22 protein-coding genes are annotated in these 25813 nt (G+C 56.6%); 10 read left to right on the top strand and 12 right to left on the bottom strand.

What is annotated here, in order from left to right; all coding sequences use genetic code 11:
- Positions 1–17: 17 nt before the first annotated feature.
- Both HBOR_RS15025 and HBOR_RS15020 read right to left on the bottom strand, forming a co-directional pair.
- Positions 18–920, bottom strand: coding sequence for an ABC transporter ATP-binding protein (locus tag HBOR_RS15025; RefSeq protein ID WP_006055893.1), 903 nt, complete (start codon positions 918–920; stop codon positions 18–20).
- Positions 920–1861 (bottom strand): ABC transporter permease, encoded by a 942-nt coding sequence (locus HBOR_RS15020; protein WP_006055892.1) that lies wholly within the window; start codon positions 1859–1861, stop codon positions 920–922. Before HBOR_RS15020 ends, HBOR_RS15025 begins: the two co-directional genes overlap by 1 nt.
- Before the next feature lie 370 nt (positions 1862–2231).
- Here HBOR_RS15020 and HBOR_RS15015 point away from each other — a divergent pair, with 370 nt between their 5' ends.
- Together HBOR_RS15015 and HBOR_RS15010 are read left to right on the top strand one after the other, a co-directional pair.
- Positions 2232–2678, top strand: coding sequence for a hypothetical protein (locus HBOR_RS15015; protein WP_006055891.1), 447 nt, complete (start codon positions 2232–2234; stop codon positions 2676–2678).
- A gap of 2 nt (positions 2679–2680) precedes the next feature.
- Positions 2681–3916 (top strand): outer membrane protein assembly factor BamB family protein, encoded by a 1236-nt coding sequence (locus HBOR_RS15010; protein WP_013446574.1) that lies wholly within the window; start codon positions 2681–2683, stop codon positions 3914–3916.
- Between the two features lie 755 nt (positions 3917–4671).
- Here HBOR_RS15010 and HBOR_RS15005 read toward each other — a convergent pair.
- From HBOR_RS15005 to HBOR_RS14985, 5 genes are all read right to left on the bottom strand, one after another.
- The gene (locus HBOR_RS15005; RefSeq protein WP_006055889.1) at positions 4672–5418 is read right to left on the bottom strand and encodes an ABC transporter ATP-binding protein; all 747 of its coding nucleotides are present in this window, start codon (positions 5416–5418) and stop codon (positions 4672–4674) included.
- Positions 5419–5420: 2 nt separating this feature from the next.
- A complete protein-coding gene (locus tag HBOR_RS15000; protein ID WP_006055888.1) occupies positions 5421–6317 on the bottom strand; it encodes an ABC transporter permease in 897 nt (298 codons plus the stop codon).
- Entirely contained in the window at positions 6314–7276 is a 963-nt protein-coding gene (locus HBOR_RS14995; protein ID WP_013446573.1) for an ABC transporter permease, read from the bottom strand. Before HBOR_RS14995 ends, HBOR_RS15000 begins: the two co-directional genes overlap by 4 nt.
- A gap of 2 nt (positions 7277–7278) precedes the next feature.
- Positions 7279–8418: an extracellular solute-binding protein gene (locus HBOR_RS14990; RefSeq protein ID WP_006055886.1), complete on the bottom strand. Its 1140-nt coding sequence runs from the start codon at positions 8416–8418 to the stop codon at positions 7279–7281.
- Between the two features lie 629 nt (positions 8419–9047).
- The gene (locus HBOR_RS14985) at positions 9048–10709 is read right to left on the bottom strand and encodes an aldehyde ferredoxin oxidoreductase family protein (RefSeq protein WP_006055885.1); all 1662 of its coding nucleotides are present in this window, start codon (positions 10707–10709) and stop codon (positions 9048–9050) included.
- Between the two features lie 935 nt (positions 10710–11644).
- Here HBOR_RS14985 and HBOR_RS14980 point away from each other — a divergent pair.
- The 6 genes from HBOR_RS14980 (at position 11645) to HBOR_RS14955 (ending at position 18104) form a co-directional block, all read left to right on the top strand.
- Positions 11645–12841: an orc1/cdc6 family replication initiation protein gene (locus tag HBOR_RS14980; RefSeq protein ID WP_013446572.1), complete on the top strand. Its 1197-nt coding sequence runs from the start codon at positions 11645–11647 to the stop codon at positions 12839–12841.
- Between the two features lie 432 nt (positions 12842–13273).
- Positions 13274–14296, top strand: a complete 1023-nt coding sequence (locus HBOR_RS14975; RefSeq protein WP_006055990.1) for a HEAT repeat domain-containing protein — start codon at positions 13274–13276, stop codon at positions 14294–14296.
- Positions 14297–14358: 62 nt separating this feature from the next.
- Positions 14359–15591 (top strand): ABC transporter substrate-binding protein, encoded by a 1233-nt coding sequence (locus HBOR_RS14970; protein ID WP_013446571.1) that lies wholly within the window; start codon positions 14359–14361, stop codon positions 15589–15591.
- A gap of 35 nt (positions 15592–15626) precedes the next feature.
- Entirely contained in the window at positions 15627–16544 is a 918-nt protein-coding gene (locus tag HBOR_RS14965) for a DUF7551 domain-containing protein (protein ID WP_006055992.1), read from the top strand.
- Between the two features lie 7 nt (positions 16545–16551).
- The gene (locus HBOR_RS14960; RefSeq protein WP_006055993.1) at positions 16552–17358 is read left to right on the top strand and encodes a DUF7260 family protein; all 807 of its coding nucleotides are present in this window, start codon (positions 16552–16554) and stop codon (positions 17356–17358) included.
- Between the two features lie 50 nt (positions 17359–17408).
- Complete coding sequence (locus tag HBOR_RS14955) at positions 17409–18104, top strand: hypothetical protein (RefSeq protein WP_006055994.1); 696 nt, start codon at positions 17409–17411, stop codon at positions 18102–18104.
- A gap of 118 nt (positions 18105–18222) precedes the next feature.
- Here the strand turns inward: HBOR_RS14955 and HBOR_RS14950 are convergent, their stop codons facing one another.
- The 4 genes from HBOR_RS14950 to HBOR_RS14935 form a co-directional block, all read right to left on the bottom strand.
- Positions 18223–19374: an ABC transporter ATP-binding protein gene (locus HBOR_RS14950; RefSeq protein WP_006055995.1), complete on the bottom strand. Its 1152-nt coding sequence runs from the start codon at positions 19372–19374 to the stop codon at positions 18223–18225.
- Between the two features lie 5 nt (positions 19375–19379).
- On the bottom strand, positions 19380–20249 hold the full coding sequence (locus HBOR_RS14945) for a carbohydrate ABC transporter permease (RefSeq protein ID WP_006055996.1): 870 nt from the start codon (positions 20247–20249) through the stop codon (positions 19380–19382).
- A gap of 3 nt (positions 20250–20252) precedes the next feature.
- Positions 20253–21146 carry a carbohydrate ABC transporter permease gene (locus HBOR_RS14940; RefSeq protein WP_006055997.1) on the bottom strand — a complete coding sequence of 298 codons (894 nt, stop codon included), beginning with the start codon at positions 21144–21146 and terminating at the stop codon, positions 20253–20255.
- A gap of 64 nt (positions 21147–21210) precedes the next feature.
- Positions 21211–22614 (bottom strand): ABC transporter substrate-binding protein, encoded by a 1404-nt coding sequence (locus HBOR_RS14935; RefSeq protein WP_006055998.1) that lies wholly within the window; start codon positions 22612–22614, stop codon positions 21211–21213.
- Between the two features lie 309 nt (positions 22615–22923).
- On the opposite strand from HBOR_RS14935, the gene HBOR_RS14930 reads away from it, so the two are divergent.
- A complete protein-coding gene (locus HBOR_RS14930; protein WP_006055999.1) occupies positions 22924–23574 on the top strand; it encodes a dienelactone hydrolase family protein in 651 nt (216 codons plus the stop codon).
- Between the two features lie 79 nt (positions 23575–23653).
- The gene (locus tag HBOR_RS14925; RefSeq protein ID WP_006056000.1) at positions 23654–24304 is read left to right on the top strand and encodes a phosphoribosyltransferase; all 651 of its coding nucleotides are present in this window, start codon (positions 23654–23656) and stop codon (positions 24302–24304) included.
- Positions 24305–24560: 256 nt separating this feature from the next.
- On the opposite strand, the gene HBOR_RS14920 is transcribed toward HBOR_RS14925, so the two are convergent.
- Positions 24561–25649: a CNNM domain-containing protein gene (locus HBOR_RS14920; protein WP_006056001.1), complete on the bottom strand. Its 1089-nt coding sequence runs from the start codon at positions 25647–25649 to the stop codon at positions 24561–24563.
- Between the last annotated feature and the right edge of the window lie 164 nt (positions 25650–25813).

Genomic DNA, 25813 nt, shown 5'->3' with positions numbered 1-25813 from the left:
GACGTGGGCAATCGCCGTTATGTAAACTCACGGTAAATATCTTCAACAGTTGGAGCTTGGACTGTTGCGTTAACGGCTGTGATTCCGTTTGCCTCGAGTTGGCGGACAAGGGCTAAGTGGGACGTGTTCGAGTCGTGTTCTACCACAACCGTTTTGTCCTTCTTTGTTACTTCTTGGACTGATTCTGCGTCTGTTAAGACCTCTACCGCGCTGTCGGAGTGGGTTGCGATTTCGAGTTGGGTGTGAGTCAGTAAGTCCCCCTGTGACTGCAGTTCAGTCAATGATCCTTCCGTGACAAGTCTTCCCTGTGAGAGAATCCCAATTTCATCGCAGAGCATCCCAACTTGCCCAAGAATGTGACTCGAGAAGAGAATCGTCGTCCCTCGCTCACGCTCTCGCATTACGATATCTCGAACCAGTTGTGCCCCATCTGGATCCAATCCAGTGAATGGTTCGTCCAAAACAAGGATGGGTGGACGGCCGATGAGCGCCATCGCTAGCCCGAGACGTTGCGTCATCCCTTTTGAATACGCTGTCGCAGCACGGTCCTGTGCGTCCTTCAAGCCGACCTCTGAAAGCGCCGCTTCGGGGTCAATCTCTTCTCCCCGGAGTTCCGCGATGTAGGTAAGGTGCTCACGGCCAGTCAGTGATGGATAGGGTGTAAAGCCCTCAGGAAGAACGCCGACGTTTGAGCGGACTGACACGGGATCCTCTTGAGGGTCGTGACCTGCAAGTGCTGCTGTTCCCCCCGTTGGATGTATGAGTCCTAGTAGCATTCCAATTGTGGTGGATTTCCCGGAACCGTTCGGTCCAAGAAATCCAAAGACAGTTCCGCGCTCAATTGCGAGATTTATCGCATCAACGGCACGAATATTTCCATAATCCTTTGCAAGATCCGTGGTCGTGATAGCGTTAGTCATTATTGGTTGAAATCAGTGTTATTGAATGTGTAGTAGCCGAGCGCGAAGACAGCAGTTGAAAATACGAGTAAGACGACCCCGCTCACGAGTGGATGAAGGTAGAATGGGACCGGTTGCCCACCGTAGGCATCCCCAAGTATCACCACGCTTGGAGCGATAAAATCTGGTTCAAGTTGTCTAATGACGAATATCGATAATGAATCAGAGTTTGGAAGCCCAAGCGGCCAATTTGTGAGGGCCTGATGCGCATTTGTGGGTGGGAGACGGCTCAAAAATGCTACGAGCCCTAGTGGAGCATCTGGCTGTTCCCAAGTCATGCTAACCCCACTGGTGCTAGGGCTAGCTTTTGTGACACCGTAAATTGCTTTGAGTGGGATGGGGAGTAGTTCATCGTAGAAGAGGAACGTTCCGCCACCAAGTATGAAAGCAAAGCCAGCAGGCGCAAGTGCTTCCTTGAAGAAGGCAGATAGCCCGATCATCGCGAACATGAGGGAACCTAAATAGACGATATTTGCGAGCCAGAATCCAATTGTGGGAAGCAACGGAGGTATGTCCCCATTCATCGCACCATGTATGTATCCGAGAGCAAGCCCTGTCGAGAGCGGAACGAGCAGTCCACTGGTCCGGCCCGCGGCTTTCCCAACAAGAACATCTCCTCGTGAGACGGGTTGCAGTGCCGTATTTGTTAGGAATCCCTTTCCGCGGGCTCCGCCCACGGCCCGCGCTCCTAAAATAATGCAGGCAATGGGGATTACGAGTCCCATACCCCGTTGAAACGAGGCAATGTATCGGAGGTTCCCAAGGTGTTGTATTGCAGTTTGACTTGTGAGTACATTCAGCAACCCGTCAAGGACAATCGGAACAGTGAGAAGCCACACAAGACGGCTTTTGACGACCTCGCTAAATTCATGCTTTGCTATTGGATACCAGTTGTTGAACATCTCTGGAAGGGCCTTATATATACAGTCAACTGTTCGACATTATAGTTATTTCGAATACATTTTGTTAGATTGATTTGAGATGGGGATCTCCCTCACACTTATTTGGGAAAATTGCAAAAACGATTAACCGGCAACGTGGAGGCGAGCGGTGAACACCGCCGGGGTAGCCCCCACTAGATGTATGTTATAGGACGAGAAAAATCAAAGCGTTTCCAATCCTCGCTGCACTCCTGCCGGCAGGGTTTGGCCACATCGAAGTCGAAGTTGAAGGTGCGGCGCCAAGGGACGCACAAAGTCACTGGGAGAAGGCTGATGTCGGAAACTACACCTATATGCAGGAAGTGGGACGACGTTCCACTTCCTACAGGACATGTCTCATCCCCTCCACACCGGTGTGATCGGACTGCAGGTGCTGTACACGCAGGGCTTGATTCACTTCACATACAAGAGGTTTGTCGAGGACAACTGGAAAAACGCCAACGATACGTCCACAGATCTCATCGAAGAGTTCAACAGAGGGACGGAGAGTCCACAGTGGGACGGGTCGATGAAAGAAACGTGTAAGATGGAGTTGAACAAATACTCGGAAGACATCTATAATACGACCCTTGAGAACGGCACGGATGATCGCGATGCATGGGACGACATCGTGGAAAACGGGTCATACCCCTGCATGTGGTACGCCGGTGCGTGCACTCGTGGGGAATTAACGCACTGTTGGCCAATATACCCGTTCGGTCAGACTGAATCTGGACAGCGCAATAATTCTCTCTCGTGCTATTTGAGAAAGCATATTAGAATGACATTTGAAAGATGAGTATGGACCGACGAGCGTTTTTAACGACATTTTGCGCCGGGACAGCAGCACTTTCGGGATGCCTGTCGACCTTTTCGTCAGGCAGGGCGGACACGCCATTGCCGGAGGTCCCCGAGGGGTCCTGGACACAGCACGGGGCCGACGCAGCCAACACATTCGCGTCGGACGTCTCCGCACCGTCGCGAGGAAACCTGGTGTGGACCTCGGAGGCGTTCACACAGTGGGAGCCCGTGATCGCCGATGGTACCGTCTATACCACGAATTTCGCTCCCAGCAAGGAAGGAAGTGCCATCGCCCTCGACGCACAGGACGGCAGCGAACAGTGGCGAACAACGCTCGGAGGGAAGGATAGTAACGGACGGGTCCTCGTTGGCGGACGCTTCATCGTGGCACATGATTCAAGGCTCGTCGCCCTTGACCCACAGAACGGTGATATCGTTTGGCAGCGTTCGCTTGCGGGGTTGGAACCGAGTGGGTTGGGATCCTCCGCTGAACTGCTCGCTGCGGACGAACGATCGGGAACGGTGATAGTCCCGTATAGCGACGGTCTCAAGGCTTTCCAAGCGGAAGACGGGCAACGGCGCTGGGAAACAGGCGAAATAACAGGACAATTGAACACGCCCGCAATCTACGACGGAACTGTCTACACTATCGGGCGGGTCGACGGTGTGGACAGCCTCGTAGCACTGGCTCTCGACGACGGAACGATCCGCTGGACGACAGCACTCGAAGATCCGTCGGACGGGGATCCGGTGGCGACTGATCAGGGCGTTCTCGTCGTGGACGGGAACACGCTCGTCGTCCACGACCGGGAGACAGGAGACCGACGCAGTGAGATCGAGTTGGTCAGCGATGAGCTGGGAAGCCTGACGACGATCGCCGCGGACGGGGGTACCGCGTTCGTGGCGACCTACGAGAGGGGCCTTTTCGCGGTCGACATTGAGACTGGAACGACGCAGTGGCAGTACGACGATTCGGCGCACGATGATTCGGCATTTGGCGTATGCGTCGGGATCGAGACGGTAATCTCCATAGTCGACAAACCCGAGTCCGTTTCCTCCACATACGGCAAGACGGTAACCGCGTTCGACCGCGAGACAGGAGACGTGCGTTGGAACTATGCGTTAGATGGATACCACGCGCTGACAATCCGACCGATACTCGCCGATGGGGCCGTGTTCTTCGCGACCGATAGTATCGGCGCCCTGGCCGTACTCGGGGACGTTCCTGCAGAGTAACGCTGTTTTCACTGGTCTTCGCCCCGGAATAGAGAAGGCCCTCCAGGAGCACGACGGAGGGAGCTACCATCCTAGAGAAACCAACTCCAACTTCCGGAAGACTGATTTCTACGACCGCAATCTCGATGACGGCTATCACGAGAAAGGAGCATGCGTCGATGAGGTTAAAGAAGACGACGGCTATGTTATCTCCGACTTCCGCGGCGGATTCAATAACTAACGCGGGAAGATTATGCGCCGTCCGATCCAGTTCTCGCCGGGTCGGGACAGCGTGGACTGTGAACCGCTCCGGAATACAAAAACTGCGTGGTTACGCGTGCAGTGCAGCAGAGAGACCTGCGAATAGTAGAAAGGACCCATGTATCAAACACAGCCAATGGTTGGAGACACCCAATACAACCAAAGAACAGACATAATGAACACAACTAATGAATACACCCAATGAACACATGTATAGAATGAACACAATGAACAGAATTTGAGAACACAACTACAGAACGTAAGCAACGAATCCATCCGGAGAACGTACAGAGAGGAGGCACATAACGAACTGAAGTACAGAACGGACGTGCAGAACACAGGAGATGAAGACATCCGAAGAATGGGTAAAGGGAACATAGTGAGAGAAGAAACACAGTGAATGGAATCTCTAAGCGTCCCCAGTGAGACGATCAGTAGGCAGTGGACACCGGGCAAGAAAAGAGTTGAACCACCGCTAGCACGATGAGGTCCGTGTGCCGGTCACAGCCGACAGGTTACCCCGTCTCCTCTACGAACGCGAACTCCGGATAGTCGAGCGAGATGAACTCGGAGACGAACTGTGTCGCGGGTGACTCATAGACCTCCCGCGGCGACCCGAGTTGTTCGACGTGGCCGTCATTCATCACGGCGATTCGGTCGCACATCTCCATCGCTTCAACTTGATCGTGGGTGACGTAGAGGGCGGTCACGTCAAGTTCCGTCAGCAGACTCCCGATCTCGTCTCGGAGTCGGCGCTTCAGTTGCGCATCGAGACCGGTCATCGGTTCATCGAGGAGGAGAATACGCGGTTCGACCGCCAGCGCTCGGGCCAGCCCCACCCGCTGTTGTTGTCCGCCGGAGAGGGTACTGGGGTCGCGGTCGGAGAGATCACCGATGCCGAGCATCGAGAGCAGGCGGTCCGCCCTATCGCGTCGTTCCTGCCGCGGGACGCCCTGCATCTTCGGTCCGAACTGCACGTTCTCCCGAACGGTCATGTTGTCAAAGAGGGCGTACGACTGAAAGACCAGTCCGACGTTTCGTCGCTCCGGCGGGACTCGCGTCACGTCGTCATCATCGAACAGGATACGACCGGATGTTGGCGTCTCGAATCCGCCTATCGTCCGGAGCGTCGTCGTCTTCCCACAGCCGGAGGGACCGACGATACCGAGAATCTCGCCGTCGTCGATGCTGAGAGAGACACCGTCGATAGCCGTCGTCTCCCCGAAGCGTTTCGTCAGGTCGTCGATGGTGATCGTAGACATCGTTATTGCCTTGTAGTGAATCCGCGGGTTCCCACTAGCTGGAGTGCGAGCGTCACGCCTGCGACGAGAAGGAAAAATACCGACACCGCGGCAGAAGTGGTCAGGAAGGAACTATTCGAGATATTCGCCTTCAGGAACAACGCGAGCGGTCTCGCACCGCGCGAGAACACGACGTACGAGAAGTTGAACTCGGCGGCGGCGAGCGCCCAGCAGATAATCGCGCCAGAAACGATTCCGCGCTTTGCGTTCGGCACGATGACGAACAAGAACGTTTCTAACCACGACGCGCCGAGCGACCGGGCACTCTCTTCGAGTTGGCGCAGTGGCATCGCCTCAAAACTCGACTGAACAGCTAACACCATGAACGGTGCTTTCAACAGCGAGTAGCCGATGATGAGACCGAAGTCCGTCCCCGAAAGTTCCGGATAGGCGCGCAGGAACGCCACGCCGAGGATAATCCCCGGCGCGAGAGGGAGAACCGCGAGTGCGTTGAGCCACTCTCGGCCACGGAACCGATACCGTGCGACGGCGTACGCTATCGGGACGCCGACGACGAGGTTGATCGCAACGCCACCCAGCGCCAAAAGGACGCTTCGGAACAAAGGACTCGCACTCAGCGCTCCAATCGGGTCGTGCTGCGCCGTCTTCAAAACATCGCCCAAGCGGAGCGAGTAGTTCGCGGCGTCCTGGTAGCCGGCGAGACCGAGTACTTGTTCCCAGTGGGCGAGTGTGACGAACCCACTCGGGAGCACGCCAGTCCACTCGCGAGCAAACGAAGCCACGAAGGTGACGACGATGGGGAAGATCAGAAACAGGAGCGTCAGCGCGAACACTAACCGCACTATCGGTCGTCCGACGAGCGCCGAGACGGACCGACCACGGTTCATCCGGGAACTCATAGCCCAACCTCCGCGCTCGTGTACCGGAGGCCGAAGACCGTGAACCCAAGAACGAACACGAACCACACTGTCGCCATCGCCGCCGCCAGTTGGATATCGAACCCGTTCGAGAGCGCGTAGTCGATCTCGTACGTCCACACTCGCATCGCTTGCAGGATGAGGACCGTCCCGAAGATTGCGAGCGCCGTTCTAAACGTCAGGATGAACGCACCGATAAGCCCCGGCTTGACCTGCGGAAGAGTGACGTGATAGAACGTCCGAGCGGGCGACGCGCCGAGCGACCGGGCCGCCTCCTCGGCGCGCGTGTTCACTTCGGCGTAACTCCCGCGAAGCAATAGGAGCGCTCGCGGAATCATCGAATAGCAATACGCAACGAATAGACCAACGACTCCCGTGGCAACGGCGAGGTCGATAGCACTTTGACCGGAGAACCATGCGGCGGCGTTCGTAAGCAGTCCCGTGTTCCCGAGGAGTACGATAATCATGAACGCCGCGACGATACCCGGAAGGCTCACCGGAAACGACAGCAGCGTCACGAGAGTTCCCTCGAACGGAAGGTCGTATTTCTCTAAGGCGTGTGCCGTCGCGGTTGCGACGCCGAGACTCACGACAGTCGTGCCTAGCGAGAACCACAGCGTGTTGAACGCCGACGCTCTGAGATATGGGTTCGTCACCAACTGGTGATACGCGTCCAGTGAGAACCCCTCGGAGACGTACTTCGCCTCCGAAACGCTGATACGAACCATCTCTGCGAGCGGATACAGACCCGCAACGGCCGCCAGTAGTAGAAACGGGGCGCAGAGACCGACGATCCGGCGTCGCTCACGCTCGCGTTCGGTTTGCGGGAGGACGACCCCCCGAATTGGCTGGGGCAAACGGCTCAGGAAGGGTTCGAGGACGGCGACGGCCCTCCCGAGAGCGTCGCCAACGTACGAACGGGCGATACGTCGCGTACTCATCACTAGAGACCCACAGCACGCTCGATCTCGTTGATGAGAGATTCCTGTTTTTCCACGAGGGTCGTATAATCGACTTGGAACTCCGTCTCGTCGTACGTGGACTGGTCTGGGAACTCGTCGGGCATCTCTAATTCGGGGGCGCGAATCGGACGCACATACGCGTCGAGGAACTTCCGCTGTCCCTCCGTCGAGAGAACGTAGTCCATGAACAGTTTGCAGGCCTCGGGATTCGGTGCCCCCTTCAACATACCGAATCCGTAGGGCTGGTTGAACGCACCCTTCGAACCGTCAGTGCCCTTGAGGAGAGCGACGCCGACTTTCTCCTCGTCGATGTCGTCGTTGTTGTACTTGAGGTTCAGTCCCGAGTAATCGTAGCGGAGGAACGTCGCATACTCGCCCTTCGTGAACTGCGCGAGGAAGTTATCGGTGAACTCGGCACCGCCGCTTTTGATTTCCTCGTAGTAGTCGATAACTGGTTGCAGATCGTCGAGCGAACCGCCGCGGGCGTTGTTGACTGACAGCGCCGTTGCGAGACCGACCGCAGCAGTCGGCGTCTGAAGTGCCAAGTCTTGGACGATATCCGGATGCAGAAGATCGTCCCACGTTTCCGGTTCTTTCAGCCCGCGCTCCTCATAGATATCCTTTCGATAGGTGACGGCCGTAGTCATCCGCCGCGTGGCAGTCATGTGGCCGTTGTCTGTTTTCAGTTTCTCGGGGACTTTATCCCAATTAGCGGGTTTGTATCCGGTGGTGAACCCCTCGTTCATGGCGATGATACCGTACGTGTAGCCGCCGTTGTAGGCGGAGTGGTCGGCGTTCTGCGCGTGCGACCGCATGTGTTTGAGCGCCTCTCCGGAGGACCGGTCGTCGTCGTTGAGCGGAACGCCGTACTTCGACTCGAACGCGTCCATAAGAGATGGCCAGTTCGACCATCCAGACTGAACACAGTAGACGTAGAGTTTCTCCGGAAGGTCGGTACTACGTATCGTCGTCTGAAAGTCGCCGTATCCAACCTCGTATGTTTCGTCGTTTCCGCCGCCACCGTTGTTCGTCTGCCCGGTTATCTGCGAGCATCCTGCGAGACCACCAGCGACTGCCGCACCTGCGGTTCCGAGTAGTTTCCGTCGTGTCAGCGGATCCATCACTCACACCTTTGTGATTTTTCACAAGAACGTTGCTAAGAGGTGAACCAATCAACATGTTATGGGAACGAGTAGTACATACAGATACAGAGCACTCGGGAGAAAGCGCAACTGCGCCCATCGGCCAAAAGACGACACGCCCAAACAGGATTAACATCAGATTTTCGCCGACCATCGTTAAAAAAGAGACAATGTGTTACCAGAATCAAATTAGTTAGACAGATATTATGATGTTTCTCGTGGTTATAACCAATTATATACTAAATTGGGAAAGTATATAAATGAATTTTTGGGTTGAAGAATATTGTATTCTCGAAGAAAGAGTATTTGAAGTCGTTAACACAGTTTGTCCACTAAATACAATTATACTATCTAAAGACGGCCCTAATTGAGGTATTTCGAGGGTTACTTGAGAGAATAGCTACGCAACTACAGCTCACCGAATACCGAACCAAACACCGGGCACGTAGCCAGATTAGCAGACGCACATAGAGATACAGTCATGAATGAAGTTCAGTAAATACATTCATTAGTTGTGTTCACTACATCAATAAGGAGGAATGACAACAACGCAGTGAGCAACCAGACAGCCTGTGTTGTAGACGTGAAAACAGGGTCAATACGACCACTCAGGGAGGCACTCGACTGTCCGGGACGACACCACCGTTTGTCCATCCACGCGCTGCGTAGTACTCGTCGAGTGCCGTCTCGAAGTCGGGCAGCTCGTACGGAAGTCTATCATCGTCCCTGTTGAATCCGCGCTGATTGTTGAAGTGCCGTTCCAATGTGACGGTGCGCGCACCCACGTTCAGAAGGTCCTCGAAGTCCACGCCGAATAGCGTCTCGTACCGTTCGGGCGTCATATAGTCTCGGGAGAACTTGCAGACGACACCGCTGTCGTTCAGCGCCATCAAGTTCTCGCGTTCGATCAGTGTGTCGGCTTTCCCGAGCGTCCCCTCCGGATCAACTGCTTGATCCTGGGGAACTAAGGGATACTCAACGGAGTAGAACGTCGCGTACATGTGGTCTGCACCGCGATTGGCGACGGCATAGGACAGTCCCTGCCCGTGGAGAACGCGCCCCTCGTGGGCGGCGAAATCCATCCCCTTGACCGTCCAATTCTCCACACCTAACTTTTCGTGCGTGCGGTCGATTCCCTCGGCTAAGGTATCACCAACGCCTTCGCGGTGGGCAATCTTCTCCACGAGGTCCCAGATAAGTTCGCGGTTGCCGAACTCGTCTTCGGCAGCGAGATAGGACGCGACGACGTTCCCCGCAGAGATAGCATCAAGTCCGTAATCGTCGCACAGTTGGTTCGATTTCATCACGTCCACGATATCGTCTACGCCAGCGTTCGAACCGAACGCCATCGCCACCTCGAACTCCGGTCCCTCCGTTTCGATGCCGCGTTCGTCGTCTTTCGTCGGAAGTTTGCACGCGAACGCGCAAGACGAACAGGTTCCCTTCTTGTATTTTTTCGACGCGACGGCGCTGCCGTTAATCCCCTCTACACCCTCGAACGTCTGTTCAGAGAAGTAGTACGAGGGAAGACCGCTCACCTCGTTTGCGAGGTCCATCACCGCGACAGTGCCCTGTTCTTTCATGATGTGGTCGTCTGTCGCCGCCTCACGGTGGATTTCCATCTGCTCGTCCGGGATCTCGATGTCCGGCGCGGAGTCGCCGCCGAACGTCACTGCCTTCACGTTCTTCGATCCGAGGACTGCACCGAGTCCACCGCGACCGAACGCACGTTCCTCGGAGGTCATGATAGAAGCGAATCGAACTCTGTTCTCTCCTGCCGGGCCGATAATCGCTGTCTGGTCCGCCCCGATTCCATGTTCGGAATCAAGATATTCGACCGTCTCCGGCACCGTCGCCCCCGCAAGGTTCGGGACCGCTTCGAACTCAACTCCTTGGTCGCTCACGTGTACGACAACGAGTTCGTCGCTCTCCCCGACGAACTCGACGGCACTGTTGCCGGTGGCGGCGAAGTGCCGGGACATGAATCCGCCAGCGTTCGAAGAAAGGAGACCCTCGGTAAGTGGGGAAACAGCCGTACAGTTCATCCGACCGGTGAAGCTCATTTTCGACGCCTGCATCGGACCGGTCGTAAACAGGACGCGGTTCTCCGAACCGTAAGGGTCGACATCGTACGGGATGCGCTCGTGTGCGAGTCTGGTAGCAACACCCCGGCCACCGATGTAGGACTCCAATACATCGCTGACATCGACGGCGTTCGTCTCCCGTTCCCCGACATTGATAGATAAGAGCGGACCCTCTGCGTGGAGCATGTATCTATCTACACCCTGAGGTTGTTAATTAATTATGATCGATTGTTGTCGGGAGAGTCGTTCAGCCGTTCTGTGATACCACATGCAGACACAGAGAATGAACCGGCGTGACTCCCCCTCTCGAAGTGGATGAAGAGAACGTCAACGGACCGGCTAGCTGATGAGAAAGCTAGTGAGTGTTAGTTAAATCTGAGTGATAATTCTGATGTGATACTCGATTCTGATAGCGGTCGGCCCCCCACATTTCGTCTGTTATCGTAGCACATTCGGGCACCACCCCTCTTTTCGTCTGTTAACTCACCAGTAAGGGGCAACACGAGTTGTACCCCACACCCCCCTCATTTCGTCTGTTAGCTCAAACGGAAGGGATGGAACACATCGCACTAGGACCCACACCCCTCATTTCGTCTGTTAGATCCAACGAAGGGGTGGTGCCGTACCGGGGCCTGGACACCCCTCGTTTCGTCTGTTCACATTCCCCATAGTGCCTGTCGTAACTCAGATATTATCACCACGGGACTCACCGTGAATTATCCAGTCTACAGGAGAAGACAACTCACGGCTGCCGTCGTAAGAGGATGTTACCAACCCTTCCAACTTCTCGGAACAACTAGATTATATCCGTCTATCTAGTTTGAGTTGTTCGGACTGTATCCCTAGTGAAGCTGTATCCCAGTGAATTACTCTAAAACTAGCCCTAACTAGCCCTAGAACAAGTTCTAGAAATAGAACTATACATATAATTTGAATCTTTTGGTACCGGCAAATAGATTTTTTGGTACTCTACCCACCCCTTCTATCCCATTTACTCACGAAAAGAGGGGTGGGGGTGTAATATATACTACCTAGCTCGTGAAACACAGGAGTACTACGAAACAGACGAAACACACGACGCTAGGGATTTATGTAAGTTGGCGGTGAGAAGGCGGTACAGGATGACACAGCCGTTCAGCAACATGGACAACACTCTCTTCGAGGATAAGGAGGTTCTCTCGGAGGACTACCAACCCGACACCATCCTCGAGCGGGACGACGAAATTCGAGCGTACCGTGACGCGCTGAAGGACGTGTTGTTCGGTCGGAACCCTTCAAACATCTTCGTCTACGGAAAGACAGGAGTAGGGAAGACGGCAGTCACCAACTACATGCTTCAGGCGTTGGAGGCGGAAACTGAGAAACGGGAGGAAGCGGACGACGTTCACGTTCGTATCTACAACTGCAACCGAGGGAGCGTGTACGGTGCAGTCCGTAGTCTCGTTAACAAACTCAGAGGAGAGGACGAGGATCCGTTTCCGAAGACGGGGCTATCAACGAACATCGCGTTCGAGACGCTCTACGAGAAGATGGACGACATCGGCGGAACGTTTCTCTTCGTGTTAGACGAGATAGATCATCTCTCTGATGCCGACGAACTACTTTACGAGTTCCCCCGTGCGAGAGCGAACGGCCACATCACCGAATCCAAGGTCGGCGTCATCGGAATCAGTAACAACTATCGGTTCCGTGATTCGCTCTCACCGAAGGTTCGAGACACGCTGATGGAAAAAGAGATCTCGTTCAGTCCGTACGACGCGAACGAACTCCGGTCGATTCTCGACAAGCGTGCGGAGAAGGCGTTCCGCGACGGCGCGTGTTCCGAATCAGCGATCCAACTCTGTGCGGCACTCGCGGCGCAGGACACGGGCGGTGCTCGACAGGCGTTGGACCTTCTCCGAACGGGCGGTGACCTCGCCGAATCCGAAGGCGACAGCATGGTAACCGACGAACACATTCAAGACGCTCGGGAGAAGGTTAGACGCGGCCGAGTCACGAACAAAATCCGAGATCAGACGATTCACGGACAACTCGTGTTAGAGTCCGTTGCGAGATTAGAGTGCGAAGAGAAAACGCCGTCGCGGAGTAAGGAGATACGCAACGTCTACGAGACAGTTGCAGACCACTACGCGTACGACCCACTGACGAGTCTCAAGAGCATTCAAAATCACCTCGGAACGCTAGAGATGTTAGGATTCCTCTCGAAAACGGAGTACAACGACGGTAAACGGGGTGGGTCCTATTTCGTGTACGAACTCTCCGTCGATGCCGATGCCGTCTTTGAAGCGCGAAAGCAGATCGAACGAGAGCGTAAGTAATTCTACTCGTCGCTCGTCTCCTCCCTCCTGTTTAGCCCCCTCATTTGTCTTCTCCGCTCAGCTTTCTTTTCTCATTTCCCTTCCCTTCCCTTCCCTTCCCTTCCCTTCCCTTCCCTTCCCTTCCCTTCCCTTCCCTTCCCTTCGACTATCATCTCACCAAGACCATACTCTCACCCAACTGAATCCTACACTATCTTACCCCACCCCCCTCGTTTCGTCTGTTACGAAGAAATCTCTCTGGAACTCGTTTGACACCCCTCTTTTCGTCTGATATACTGACATCTGTCTGCGATCAGTCACCGAAACCCATCTTCTGCGTCTCGTTTTCCGCCACCGCTGACTGACAGGTCGCTGGACCGAACGTGACCGCAGGGAGGAGCGATGTTTTTGTGGTTGCTCTGTGTCATTCCACGTACAGACGCTCACCTTCCAATGGACGACTCAACTCAGTCACTTTCGGCCGACTACCTCTCGGACGTACTTGACGAGAGCGCTTACGAGGACGCAGTTGAGTACGTCGAGCGGTTCCAGTCAGTACCTGTGGACGAACGTAGAGAGGCGCTTCGAACGATTCGATCACTTCTCGAACACCGTCCATCCGCGCTCGACCCACTCCTTCCAGCCCTTACGTCGTTTCTGACTGATAGCGAGCGTTCGATACGATTGCGAACCGCCAAAATATTCGTCAGCGTCGCTGAGAACGCACCTCTTGCCGCAGAATCCGCTGTCTCACCTCTCGCGGCCCGACTCGCTGACGAGGACGAATTCTACTACGTCCGTGCTCGCGCTGCTGAGGCACTCGGCTACGTCGCACTCGAGTGCCCGGATGCGGTTGCATCGCCCGAAATCCTGGCAGAACTCCGTGTCGGACTCTCGTTCGACGCGCGGGAGGTGAAAGAGAAACTGGCGAAAGCGCTCGAATACGTCGCGCTAGGAAATCCGGGGCGTCTCCGGCATCAACTTTCGAGTCTCTCGGAGCATTTTGCGGACGAGAGCGAACTCGTCCGGTATCACCTCGTTACAACGGCGGCCGTCGTCGGTTGTGAGTGTCCCGAAGCACTGGTTTCAGTGTGTGCGGCACTCACAGCACAACTGGACGACGAGAGTCCATTCGTTCGCGGGCGGGCCGCCGAAGCACTCGGTGTTCTCGGTCGCTCGACTGTTGCGGACTGGTCTCCACCGAATGCAAAAATCGCCGCGCTAGAAACCGACGACGACGCATTCGTCGCCGAACGAGCACGCTTTGCAGTTGCGGCACTCGACGACGACGAGAACACCACACTCAGTGGAGGAGACAACGTCACATCCGACGTCGGTACCATTCAGTCGATTCGTGAGACGACAGACGACGCTGTCGATGAAATCACTTCTCCCGATAGTGCATGTCCGAACTGTGGGCTCGCCCTCCCCGAGGCAGGTCCCCCGATGTGTCCGCAGTGCGGCGCACCGTACTGACTCCGGTTTTAGGCAAACCAAAAAACCGAAACTGCTATTACATTTTAGGGTAGCCTAAAACTATGGAGCAAGACGACGTGGAACGCCCGCCCGAGAGCAGACGAGGCAGCGGTGGCCCGACTCGGCGTGAATATGTGAAGTACGGCAGTAGCGTTCTCTGCGGTGGCCTTCTCGCGGGTTGTGCTGGCGAGAATGGTTCCCAGTCGGTGCCAGCGGGAACCCCCTCCGAGACACCAACTGCGAAAGACGATTCCTATTCAGTGACGATGGAGCCGGCCGGGACCGTTGAGTTCGATCATGTCCCCGAGAACGTCTACACCGGGCTCCCGAATACGGCTGATATGGCAGTTGCCGCTGGTCACGGTGATGCGATCAACTCGATTTACTATCCGGAGTACCACGGAACGATCCTGAATCACTTCTATGACCGCTTGGATGGTGTTTCGTTGACGTGGGAGAAGCTGACTGATTCGTGGAACCTCGGCAAGGAAGGGTTCTACGAACTCGACAGCGATGTTCATCTCACTGACCCCGCCTACGCCTCGACGCTGGAGCAGTTAGACGAAGCAGATGTCGCCGAAATCAGCGACAAAATCGGGCCATGGTTTGGCAACTACTACAGTGACAAACGCCGTGACCCGCCTCAATCGTGGGCTGACGAATATCGGTACTACTCGCTGTGGGAGATATTCGAGCGAGTGGCACAGGTGTTCCGCGCCGGGAGTCGGGCTGACGCACTCCGCGACGTTCACGAATCGATGCGTTCGACAATCGAATCGAATCTCCCACCAACTGAGGAACGCCCGACCGTCGCACTCACGTTCGAAGGGAAAGAGGACACGTTCTGGGTGTATCGGCTCAACGCGAATGGGTTCCTCACGGCTCATACCCGCCCACTCGATGCAACTGATGCATTCGCTGATGTGACGTTCGAGGGCGCACAAACGCAGGTCGACTACGAGGCCATGCTCGAGGCTGACCCCGATGTCATTCTCGTTCTCTTCACGATGTCGTCCAGTTACAGCATCTCGGACGTCAGAGAGGCACTCGAATCGAGCCCCGTCGGAAGCGAAATTGCGGCGGTGAAAAACGACCGGGTGTATGCACAAGGGGCACGCTATCAGGGTCCCATCATGAACCTGTTCCAGTTAGAGATGACCGCAAAACAGGTGTACCCCGAGGTGTTCGGTGAGTGGCCGGGATACGCTGACGGCGAACCGTATCCGGAGATTCCCGAGAGCGAACAGCTATTCGACCGCCAGCGGGTCGCTGACATCGTAAACGGTGCGATCTGAGCGTATCGAACAGGAAAGACAGTACATAGAACGCAATGGTTGGAACGACACTCATCGAACTACGAAACCACATCGAAGCGCTGGCCAGTGACAACGGCTCCTACTACCTCGTCTGCGGACGTACGGGGGAGCGGCCGATACCGACCTCTGGACTGCGGTTCGAACGGCGCGTGATCGCACAGAGTGCGGCACGCGCGGCCGAGCAGTATCGCACGGCGCTCCGGCGGTACGACTCCCGGCTTCCGTACCGCGACCTCATCGTCTGCCAAGACGCCGAACCGATCATCGAATCTGACAGCCAGGAAGAACAGCCACCGGACGCGACGCAATGGTCGCTTTCGGAGCCAGTTCTCTCTGGACCGACACCGGACGGTGATCGGCAACTGGTCGAGTTCTGCCACTCCGTCGCAGCGGCCGTCTTTGAGACGCTGTGCGATGACGGCTATCGGAGCGTGGAAACGGCAGTCATGGACGAGTATCTCGAACTCGCTGAGACAGTGAGCGACCCAGATGACCTCTGTCTGTGTCTTCTCGAAAGCATGGCTATCGAACTCGACACGCAATTAACACAGACAGAACAGGCGAACGTTCTCTCTCGTGCGGCGGCCCGCCTGCCCTCACCGGAACCAGCGGACGATCCGGTTGCTGCGACGTTTGCCCGACTCCAACGACTCGGATTGCTCGGCGCGTATACCCAGTCGCCGTGGTCTATCGATTTCGACGAGGGGGTTCGCTCTGTCGTCGTCGAAGTCTCCGAGTATGCGCTCTCTGCCCGTGACGGACGACTCCCGGTGCTGCCGGTCGTTCTCGACCTCTCTCGTCGCCAACTCGATTGGTCGCTCTCGGCGCTCCGCATCGCTGAGGTCGAAACAGGATGGCAGGTGACGTTGGTTCTCGAACGGGACGCGAACGTAGAGTACTCGGCAAACGTTCCGATTCTCTCGGGAGCGTGACGTAGCTATGAATCAACGACGTGACCTCGCGCTCCAAACGGAAGTTGCTCAGGCGCGGAACCGCGTCCAAACCGAACGAGACGCACTGGATGACCGGGCGTCGGCGTTCGAGACGTTCCTCGACCGTGTCTCCAATCTGGCGGCCGAAGGTCCGACATCGACTCCACCGAGCATCGCGGCCGGGGCCGGAACGCAATCCCGTATCAGTCGTTCGGGTGACGATGGGTGCCAACGGGTCCGAACGGCGTTCGACGAGACGATCCGCCCGCGCAGCGTTGACGATATGACCGGCACGGAATCGTTGATGGAGACAATTCGGGTAGAGTTGACTGACGACATCGCCCTCGCGCTTGCTCCTACGACGAGAACGTCGCTCACGCCCGAACTGAAACGGGCCATCATCACCGAGGCAGAAGTTGGACTTGCAGAAGCGAATGCAACCAGAAAGGCGCTTCACCGCGAGGAAGCGATCCTCGAAGCCGTATTGGAGACAGTGAATGACATCACGTCATGGATTGCTGAGTCGGACGAGACGCCGCTGACGGCGCTTGACTTCGACGCTCTCCGCCGCCGCCACCAAACGCTCGCCCGTCACCGTGAGGAGTGCGAACGGCTGGCCGCTGAACGACAGGCGTTTCTCGACGGGACAACGGCTCACGGGGCCCAAGCTGAGGTCAAACACCGATTTCTCGTGACGTTCATCTACCAAGAACTGTCCTCGGATTATCCCGTACTGTCGGCAGTCTCACGACTTGCTGCCGCTTGCGAGGAGTGTCAGCGCGCTGTTCGAGCGCATCTGGTCCGCAGAGTCTAGTCAGTCGTTTGACCGGTGGAGTTAGGGAAGTTCCGGTTCCACGAACGGATATGTCGGATGGCGGGACAGATGATGCGGAGATGGAAACACTTCGAATCGCTCGGGACGAAGCGCGCGTAGCGCTCGAACGACAACTATCAACTCTCGACGACATCGACTCGAAGGCGCTGTCTGTGTTCCGCCTGAACATTGCACTCGTCGGTCTGCTTCTATCCGCACTGTCGTTTGCGGGGGCAAGTGATATGGCGACAGTCACTGCATTGGTCAATCCAGTTGTCGGTGTGGGCGTCGCCTCGTTCGTTCTCTCGGCGACGGCGGCCGGACTCACCTACACAATATCCGGCTATCAGGTCGGCGTCGGCCCGGATGCACTCGAAAACACGGCTGACCTCTCCGAACAGGCGTTCTTACAGTGGCTTCTCGTCAGTTACGGCGACTGGCTTCGGTACAACGAGCAGACGAACGTTCGGAAGGCGCTGTTAGTGACGCTATCAGTTCTCGGAACCGTTGGTGGGGCACTCGCGCTGGCTGTCGGAACCGTCTCGGCGCTCACCGGTCGCTTTCTGGGTCCCGCGGTCGTTGCCCTCGCCGTCTTGGTCACTGCAGCAGGTGTGGCTGGACTCCCCAGTCAACTGCGACGGCTCCTTGGCGAGTCCGGTGTGGACGCCGAGGGAATCTCTCTGCAATCGTTCGAGATGCCCATGGCCGGCCAACGGACGTTCACCGGACGGGACCGACGAAAGTAGCTGAGTCTCTTCTCCTAAAGTGATGTGATTCCGTACAGCCCGGTGTGGCCCTGCGCAGAGTGATGTGAACGTGTGGTTACTGACGTGTGGTTACTGACGTGTGGTTACTGACGTGTGGTTACTGTGCCTGCGACGGCGGTGCTTTCTGCTCGGTTTGTTCCGCACGGGGAGCGGAGTGATAGACTGCGTCGCCATCTTCGTCAAACAGATGGAGTCGGTCTTCGTCTACGCCGACTTCGATCACGTCTCCGGCGGAAATCGAACTTCGCGGTTCGGCTTTGACCAAGAGTTGTCTGTCGCCCGACGTACAGTGGACGAGAAGCGATTCGCCGAGCGGTTCAGTCACAGTCGCCGTCACATCGAACGTGGCTGTCTGTGTCGGTAGATTCTCTGCGAGCGAGATGTCTTCCGGGCGGACGCCGAGTGACGCCTGTGATCCCACGAGGTTGTCGAGGCCCGGTGCGTCTGGCAGAGGAACGTTGAACCCATCACATCGGGCGATTGCGCCGTTTTCACCCTTCCCAGAGACGATTTCAGCGGGGACGATGTTCATCGCTGGACTCCCGATGAACTCTGCGACGAAGCGTGTTGCGGGATAGTCGTACAGCAACTGCGGCGGATCAACCTGTTCGACCTGGCCGTCGTTCAATACGGCGACGCGGTCACCGAGCGTCATCGCCTCCGTCTGGTCGTGCGTCACGTAGACAGTGGTCGTTTGCAGTTCGCGGTGAATTTCGAGGAGTTCCGCCCGCATTTCCACGCGGAGTTTGGCGTCGAGGTTGGAGAGCGGCTCGTCCAACAGGAACACCTCGGGTTCTCTGAGTAATGCCCGCCCGATGGCAACGCGCTGACGTTCTCCGCCCGACAACTCCTTCGGTTTTCGGTCCAGTAAGTCGGTGATGCCGAGCGTTTCGGCAACGTCTCGGACGCGTTCGTCGTCGCCCGAGTTTCGGAACAGACCGGTCGAATCCAGCCCGAACGTCATGTTTTCGGCGGCAGTCATATGCGGGTAGAGCGCGTAGTTCTGGAACACCATCGCAACGTCTCGTTCGTGCGGCGGGAGGTCGTTGACGACCGTTTCACCGAACGAGAGGGTTCCCTCGGTGATGGATTCGAGACCGGCGATCATCCGAAGCGTCGTCGATTTCCCGCAACCGGATGGGCCGACCAAGACGAGAAACTCGCCTTCTTGGACTGCGAGGTCGATTCCCTTGACGGCTTCCACGTCTCCGAAGTACTTCGTGAGCGTATCGAGTTCTATGTGTGTCATCTGTATCACTTCTGTTGAATTGCGAACGTTTCGAGCAGCGGTCGGTGGAGGACGAGGAGGACGGCGAGGGGCGGAATCAGTGCGATAACTGCACCAGCCATGATGAGCCCCCACTGTGTCAGCCCCGACTGACTCGCGCCTTGGAGGAACTTGATCCCGACTTGGATGACCTGTTTGGACTGGTCGCTGATGACGATGAGCGGCCAGAGGTACTGGTTCCACGCGTAGATGAACGTGATAACCGAGACACCCGCAATCATCCCTTTCGACATCGGAATCAGGACTTGCACGAGGAAGGTCAGCGGGCCGACGCCGTCGAGGCGAGCGTTCTCAACCAGCGACTCGGGGATGGACATGAAGTGCTGACGGAAGAGGAAGACAGCCGTCGCGCTTGCAATGTATGGACCCGTTATCGCAATCAAGGAATCTGCCCATCCGAGGTCAGCCATGAGTTGGAACAGGGGGACGATACGAACCGGCACCGGAACCAATAGCGTCAGGAGGATGAATCCGAAGACCGCCCGTTCGAACGGGAAGCGGTAGTACACCAGTGCGAGCGCGGCGAGTAACGACAGCGCCACTTTCCCGATGACGATGGTCACAGACATGACAAACGAGTTTACCATGTACTGCAGGAGGTTGTACTCGGTCAGCGCTGTCTCGTAGTTCGATAGTTTGGCGCTCCCGATTCCGAGGTTCGTCACCTGATAGATCTCGTTCGTTGACTGCGTGCTCATGATGACGGCGAGGATGAGTGGCAGTCCGACGAGAATGATCGACCCAAACAGTGCCACGTGGACGAAAAAGTCGCTCTCGAAGAGTGACGAGAGCGCGCTCGTCTGTGTCGTCTGCGTCTGTTCTGTGTGTGTTGCCATGTGTTAGGCTCCGTAGTGGGTGTGGCGGTCGGAGAACCGCAGTTGAATGTACATCAGTATCGAGACGATACCGAAGAGGACGGTCGATTCAGCCGATGCCAGCCCGAGACTGTTGAACTCGAAGGCGTCCCGGTACAGTTTGAAGATGAGCAGGTTCGTCGCGTTGTTCGGACCACCGCTCGTCATCAGATCGACGAGCGGAAACGCCCCGAAGAAGGCGTAAATCGTGTTCATCACGACGAGGAACGTCAGCGTCGGCGAGATGAGTGGGATATACACCCGAAACAGCATTCTGAGACGCCCGACGCCATCGAGTTGGGCGGATTCGGTTAGTGTGTCCGGGATGTTGTTGAGTGCGGCGACGAGAAAGATGATGTTGTAGCCCAGTTGCTTCCAGATGGCGACAAGTGCGAGCACGAGGAACGCCAACGGGCCGCTGGTAAACCAGTCGAACGTGAGTCCCGTCGCGGCTTCGAGATAGTGCGTGACGATGCCCAGCGTCGGGTGGAGCATGAACAACAGAATCGTCGCCGCAACGGCGGTTGGTAGCGCATACGGCCAGATCGCCGCCAAGAGATATCCCGACGACCCGGCATCAACATCGAACAGGAGATAGGAGATGAAAAGCGAGACGGCTAGCGTTCCGACGACCACGGCGGCCGCAAAGAGGAACGAGATGACGATGCTCTTTTGATACTCTGCAGACGTCGCAAGAGCGACGTAGTTTTCGATACCAACGAACTGCTGTTTGGTCCCGAGGAGGAGCGTCTGAAAGAAGCTCAACCGGAACGTCTCCACGGCCGGATAGTACAGAAAGGCCACGAGGACGACCAGCGTCGGGACCAGCAGTAACCCGGCTTGAACGGTTGATGTGTATGGTTTTGTGAATTCGCTCATGACGAAATGGATGAGATGAATTTGTTATGTCACGGTACGGCGGGCGAGCGGACCGATCAGGCCGCTAGCTTACCTTCTGGTTGTAGGATTTCAGCACCTCTTCGACCTGCGAGTCGATACTGCCGAGGGCATCCTCGACGTTCGTCGAGGAATCTTGAATCATACTGACGTAACCCTCCTCGACAATCGTTCGGACCTTCGTGAACGTCCCCATGAGCGCACCGCGCGTCGCCGGGGAGTCTTTTGTCGCGCGCAGTTGGTCTATCGCCGTTCGGAAGTCGGGGTTTTCCTCGTAGAAGCCTTCATCTTCGAGTTGCGAGATGGCGCGTTTGTTCACCGGGAAGTAGCCCGTGTTCGTGTGCCAGCGTTTCTGCTGTTCGGGCTTCGTGAGCCACGCGATAAACTCGCCTGCGGCTTTCTTTTTCTCCGCTGAGAGCGAGGCGGGCGTCCACAGCGATGCCCCGCCGATGACGACGCCCTGCCGCTTTCCGTTGGGCGTCGGCAGTTGCATTGTTCCGAGCTCGAAGCCGTTCTTCTTGGCACCCTTGGCCATCGGTGCGATGCTCGATGTCGAGTAGCCGAGCATGCCCGTCTTCTGCGTCAGGAACGCTTGCTGGGCTTCCGACCACGCCTCGATACCGGGATTTAGATACTGGCCTTCGTTGTAGAGGTCCGTCCACCATTCGAAGATGTTCTTGGACGCCTCGCTCTCGAAGTTCGCCTTGGTCGCCCGTCCGTTGCGGCCGTTTCCGTTGTTCACTAACGTCTGATTCTGCTCTGCGAACCACTGTTCGACGAACCACGAGTGGTTCGGCCACGTCGTTCCTTTGTCAACGACGCCAGCGTCGGTGAGCGTCTTTGCGGCATCCATCACACCCTCGTAGCTCGTTGGTGGGTTCTCGGGATCGAGACCCGCCTCCTCGAAGGCGTTTTTATTGTAGTAGAATATTGCGTTCGAGGAGTTGAACGGCATGGAGTGAAGTTTGCCGTCGATTCGGTAGTAGTTGAGAACCGAATCGAGATAGTCGTCGAAGTTCACCGCATCTTTGGGGATGATGTCTTCGACCGGTGTGAACACGCCGCTGTCGATGGCGAGTTGCGTCCCGATCTCGAATATCTGCGCGATAGCAGGTGGGTTCCCGCTTTGAACGGCCGAAGTCGTCGCGTTCAGCGTCTCGCGGTAGCTTCCTTTCTTGGTGGCTTCGAGTTCGATGCCGTCCGCTTGCTGTTGGAACTCCGATGCGAGCGTATCGATGAACGCACCGAGGTCACCGCCCATCGCGTGCCAGAACTTGATGGTCGTCGTCTTCGCTCCGGTGGATCCTGCCGTCGTACCGGACGTTTCTCCGCTGTCACCTCCGGTGTTTCGATCCTGTGCTTGTCCGTCCTGTGAACAGCCGGCCAACCCTGCGATCCCTGTCGCGCCGACGGTTTTGATGAATCTCCGCCGTGTATTGTGTTTCGTCATCCGACATGGCTGGATTGCCACGACTAAATTTAACCCTTTTGAACATATAGATAAATTGGTATAAATTGGAAGCAATAGTCCAATATAGTGACCTGTAGTGGAACCGAACGGACAGTACCGCGACACTCACTTTACAGCAGAGTGCGGCAAATAACCGGTCTCAGCGCCGATTTACCTCCAATATCGGTTTGACTTTGACGCCCCTCTTCTCGGATGTGTCGCTTCACCGGCAACGAAATGCTCTCCTGAGATCAGCGACAGGTCCATGCTAGCATAGTTCACATAACTACGCGACACAATTGTTCACGTATGGACCGAACGACAGACGCAGTACTTTCGATACCGTTGGATGACGTCACGCTCGAAGGGGAACTCATCGTCCCCCGAGACGCTTCGGGAATCGTCGTGTTCGCGCACGGGAGCGGAAGCAGTCGGCACAGTCCTCGAAACAACTTCGTTGCGGGACGTCTCCACGAAGCGGGACTGGCGACGCTTCTCTTCGACCTGTTGACCGAAGACGAAGACAGGTCCCGCGAGAATCGATTCGACATCCCCCTCTTGACGGACCGTCTCGTCGCCGTGACGGAGTGGTTACGGCAACGCGACGATACCGCGGAGCTAACAATCGGCTATTTCGGCTCTAGTACCGGTGCGGCCGCGGCCCTACGCGCTACCGCGAGCGACGATACTTCCGTGGACGCAGTCGTTTCGCGGGGTGGCCGCGTGGATATGGCCGACGCCGTACTTGACACGATTACTGCACCGACGCTTCTGATCGTCGGCGGCAACGACGAGTCTGTCCGCCGTCTCAATCAGGAGGCTCACGCGAAACTCTCCTGCTCGAAGAGTTTGCACGTCGTCCCCGGTGCCGGACACCTGTTCGAGGGCGAAGGTGAACTTGAGGAAGTCGCAGACGTGGCCGCAGACTGGTTCGCAGAACACCTTGGAAATCCTAACTGAACCGATTCCGGAAACGAGTTGAAGGATAGACCGGAGAGGAGGAAGTCAATAGAGTCTCCGTACATAATGTTGAATTGTGATGGTTCGGGACCGACAGCCCTCGCAGTTCACAGACAGGGAAAGCGCTGGGAAACAACTCGGTGACGCCCTCCGCGAGGAGGGTGTTGATGCGGACATCGTGTTAGCGATCCCGCGCGGCGGACTGCCGCTCGGTCGGATGGTGGCCGACGCGCTACATGCCCCGCTCGATATCGTCGCCACGCAGAAAATCGGGGCACCGAACAATCCAGAGTTCGCTATCGGTGCAGTCGCCGCCGACGGAAGCGCTTGGCTCAACGAGGAGGTCATCGAACGGCGCGGCATCGACCGGGAGTACATCGAACGTATCCGTAGCGAAGAAGCGGAAAACGCCCGTGAAAAGGCTGAAACCTACCGCGACGACGGTTCGTTACCGGACCTCTCGGGAAAAACCGTTGTCGTCGTCGATGACGGTGTCGCTACGGGAGCGACCGCCCGTGCGTGTCTCAGCCGAGTCAACGCCGCGGCCCCAGAGCGGGTCATCTTCGCCGTACCAGTCGGATCACCGCGGGCGATTTCCGACCTCGAAGGGCTCGCAGACGAGGTGGTTTGCCTGTCTGCACCCTCGGTGTTCCACGCCGTCGGGCAGTTTTACGAGCGCTTCGGTCAAGTTACGGACGAGGAGGCAATGGCGTATATTGCCGAAGAGTGACCGATTCAACCCGGTCTATCCGTGGGCGCTACACTCTCTCCATACCTCCGTCTGATCTCCCGGTTTGCAGTTCAGTAGCAACAGTACTGCCGTCTCCCGGAACCATGGTAGCAACAGCACTGCCGTCTCCCGGAACCATGGTAGCAACAGCACTGCCGTCTCCCGTAGCTAGTAGGTACTGCGCGCATACGAAAACAAAATCACGCTATTCGTGATTGCCAGCCATCACGACCGCGCTATTCGTGGTTGCTAGATCTCACGCTGCTTTATCCATCGGATCGCGGAGTTCGCCGGTAATCGCCTCGAACGCATCCGTTGCGGTAACCAGACCAACGGTTCGGTCAGATTCCACCACGAATGCGATCTCTTGGTCGGCCGCTTGGAACTCGTCGATCAGTTCACTGACGGGGATGTCCGGTGGAACGGTCATCGGAGACATTGCAATGTCGCTGAAATCGGTTGCGCCTTCTCTGAGGTCGTCTATCGACCGTATGAGCGACATGAGGTAGATGGTTCCGATGATGTCGTCTACGCTCTCACCGACCAGCGGGAAGCGCGTATACGAGTTCGAGCGAATCGTTTCGAGGTTCGCTTCCACGGAGCGTTCGGTCGATACCGCGACGATGTCTTCGCGGTCTACCATGATATCTCCCGCGTGAACGTGGTCGATAGCGGCGGCGTTGAGAATCTCCTCTTTGCGGTCTGTCGGAAGGTCCATCTCCGTCAGGATGCTTCCCATCTGGCTGAGCAACTCCTGTCGCGTGCCCGGTTTCTCCCCTTCCATCTCTTCTTCGGCCCACGACCGAGTGATCGTCACGCCGATGACCGAGAGGAGCGATTTTGCAGTCCAGTCAGCGAGTCGGATAACTGGCGAGAACACTCGCGTCCACCAGTAGAGGATGGGAGCGCCGTACTTTGCGACCTGCTTCGAGCGCTCGATGCCGAGATACGTCGGGGCCTGTTCACCGACGGTCAGATGGAGGAGGTTGATGACGCCGAGCGACGTCACTGCGGCCAGCGCGGTATGTCCGTTACTGCCCGTCCCGGATAGGCTCTGTAGTCCGAGCGCACTGACTGCTGGGTCGAGGACCGCAGTGAGGGCCGGTTCGGCAACGACCCCGAGACCGACACTGCAGATGGTAATCCCGAGTTGGCACCCTGAGAGGAATATCTCTAACCGTTCGGTCATGTCCCACGCCCGTTCGAGTCCGCGTGACCCTTGGAACTCTGATTCGCTAAACTGCCGAACACGCGTCATTGCGAACTCGATAGTGACGAAGTAGGCGTTCCCGAACAAGAGAACGATGCCCGCAAGTAATCGGCCGACTGTAGCAAGATCAACCATGCGTTTGTTCTCTTGACACGGATGTTGCTGAAAAGTGCTGTTCTTTTGTCCACACGGGCTGACTGCTTCGACTGAACCAGCGCAGGCGCATCGAATCTCCTCAATTGCGAACGTAGCCATCCACCGAAGGTATGCGCTTCGGTTGTTCTGTCAGTCCGTGAATC

The organism is Halogeometricum borinquense DSM 11551 (assembly GCF_000172995.2).
GTDB classification, from domain to species: domain Archaea; phylum Halobacteriota; class Halobacteria; order Halobacteriales; family Haloferacaceae; genus Halogeometricum; species Halogeometricum borinquense.
The sequence above is the reverse complement of the archived record's forward strand: the minus strand, read 5'-3'. Positions and strand labels throughout refer to the sequence as shown.

Coding starts and splice junctions, on each gene's coding strand:
- HBOR_RS15025 (WP_006055893.1), bottom strand. CDS start 920: ATGACTAACGCTATCACGACCACGGATCTTGCAAAGGATTATGGAAAT.
- HBOR_RS15020 (WP_006055892.1), bottom strand. CDS start 1,861: ATGTTCAACAACTGGTATCCAATAGCAAAGCATGAATTTAGCGAGGTC.
- HBOR_RS15015 (WP_006055891.1), top strand. CDS start 2,232: ATGTCTCATCCCCTCCACACCGGTGTGATCGGACTGCAGGTGCTGTAC.
- HBOR_RS15010 (WP_013446574.1), top strand. CDS start 2,681: ATGGACCGACGAGCGTTTTTAACGACATTTTGCGCCGGGACAGCAGCA.
- HBOR_RS15005 (WP_006055889.1), bottom strand. CDS start 5,418: ATGTCTACGATCACCATCGACGACCTGACGAAACGCTTCGGGGAGACG.
- HBOR_RS15000 (WP_006055888.1), bottom strand. CDS start 6,317: ATGAGTTCCCGGATGAACCGTGGTCGGTCCGTCTCGGCGCTCGTCGGA.
- HBOR_RS14995 (WP_013446573.1), bottom strand. CDS start 7,276: ATGAGTACGCGACGTATCGCCCGTTCGTACGTTGGCGACGCTCTCGGG.
- HBOR_RS14990 (WP_006055886.1), bottom strand. CDS start 8,418: ATGGATCCGCTGACACGACGGAAACTACTCGGAACCGCAGGTGCGGCA.
- HBOR_RS14985 (WP_006055885.1), bottom strand. CDS start 10,709: ATGCTCCACGCAGAGGGTCCGCTCTTATCTATCAATGTCGGGGAACGG.
- HBOR_RS14980 (WP_013446572.1), top strand. CDS start 11,645: ATGACACAGCCGTTCAGCAACATGGACAACACTCTCTTCGAGGATAAG.
- HBOR_RS14975 (WP_006055990.1), top strand. CDS start 13,274: ATGGACGACTCAACTCAGTCACTTTCGGCCGACTACCTCTCGGACGTA.
- HBOR_RS14970 (WP_013446571.1), top strand. CDS start 14,359: ATGGAGCAAGACGACGTGGAACGCCCGCCCGAGAGCAGACGAGGCAGC.
- HBOR_RS14965 (WP_006055992.1), top strand. CDS start 15,627: ATGGTTGGAACGACACTCATCGAACTACGAAACCACATCGAAGCGCTG.
- HBOR_RS14960 (WP_006055993.1), top strand. CDS start 16,552: ATGAATCAACGACGTGACCTCGCGCTCCAAACGGAAGTTGCTCAGGCG.
- HBOR_RS14955 (WP_006055994.1), top strand. CDS start 17,409: ATGTCGGATGGCGGGACAGATGATGCGGAGATGGAAACACTTCGAATC.
- HBOR_RS14950 (WP_006055995.1), bottom strand. CDS start 19,374: ATGACACACATAGAACTCGATACGCTCACGAAGTACTTCGGAGACGTG.
- HBOR_RS14945 (WP_006055996.1), bottom strand. CDS start 20,249: ATGGCAACACACACAGAACAGACGCAGACGACACAGACGAGCGCGCTC.
- HBOR_RS14940 (WP_006055997.1), bottom strand. CDS start 21,146: ATGAGCGAATTCACAAAACCATACACATCAACCGTTCAAGCCGGGTTA.
- HBOR_RS14935 (WP_006055998.1), bottom strand. CDS start 22,614: ATGACGAAACACAATACACGGCGGAGATTCATCAAAACCGTCGGCGCG.
- HBOR_RS14930 (WP_006055999.1), top strand. CDS start 22,924: ATGGACCGAACGACAGACGCAGTACTTTCGATACCGTTGGATGACGTC.
- HBOR_RS14925 (WP_006056000.1), top strand. CDS start 23,654: ATGGTTCGGGACCGACAGCCCTCGCAGTTCACAGACAGGGAAAGCGCT.
- HBOR_RS14920 (WP_006056001.1), bottom strand. CDS start 25,649: ATGGTTGATCTTGCTACAGTCGGCCGATTACTTGCGGGCATCGTTCTC.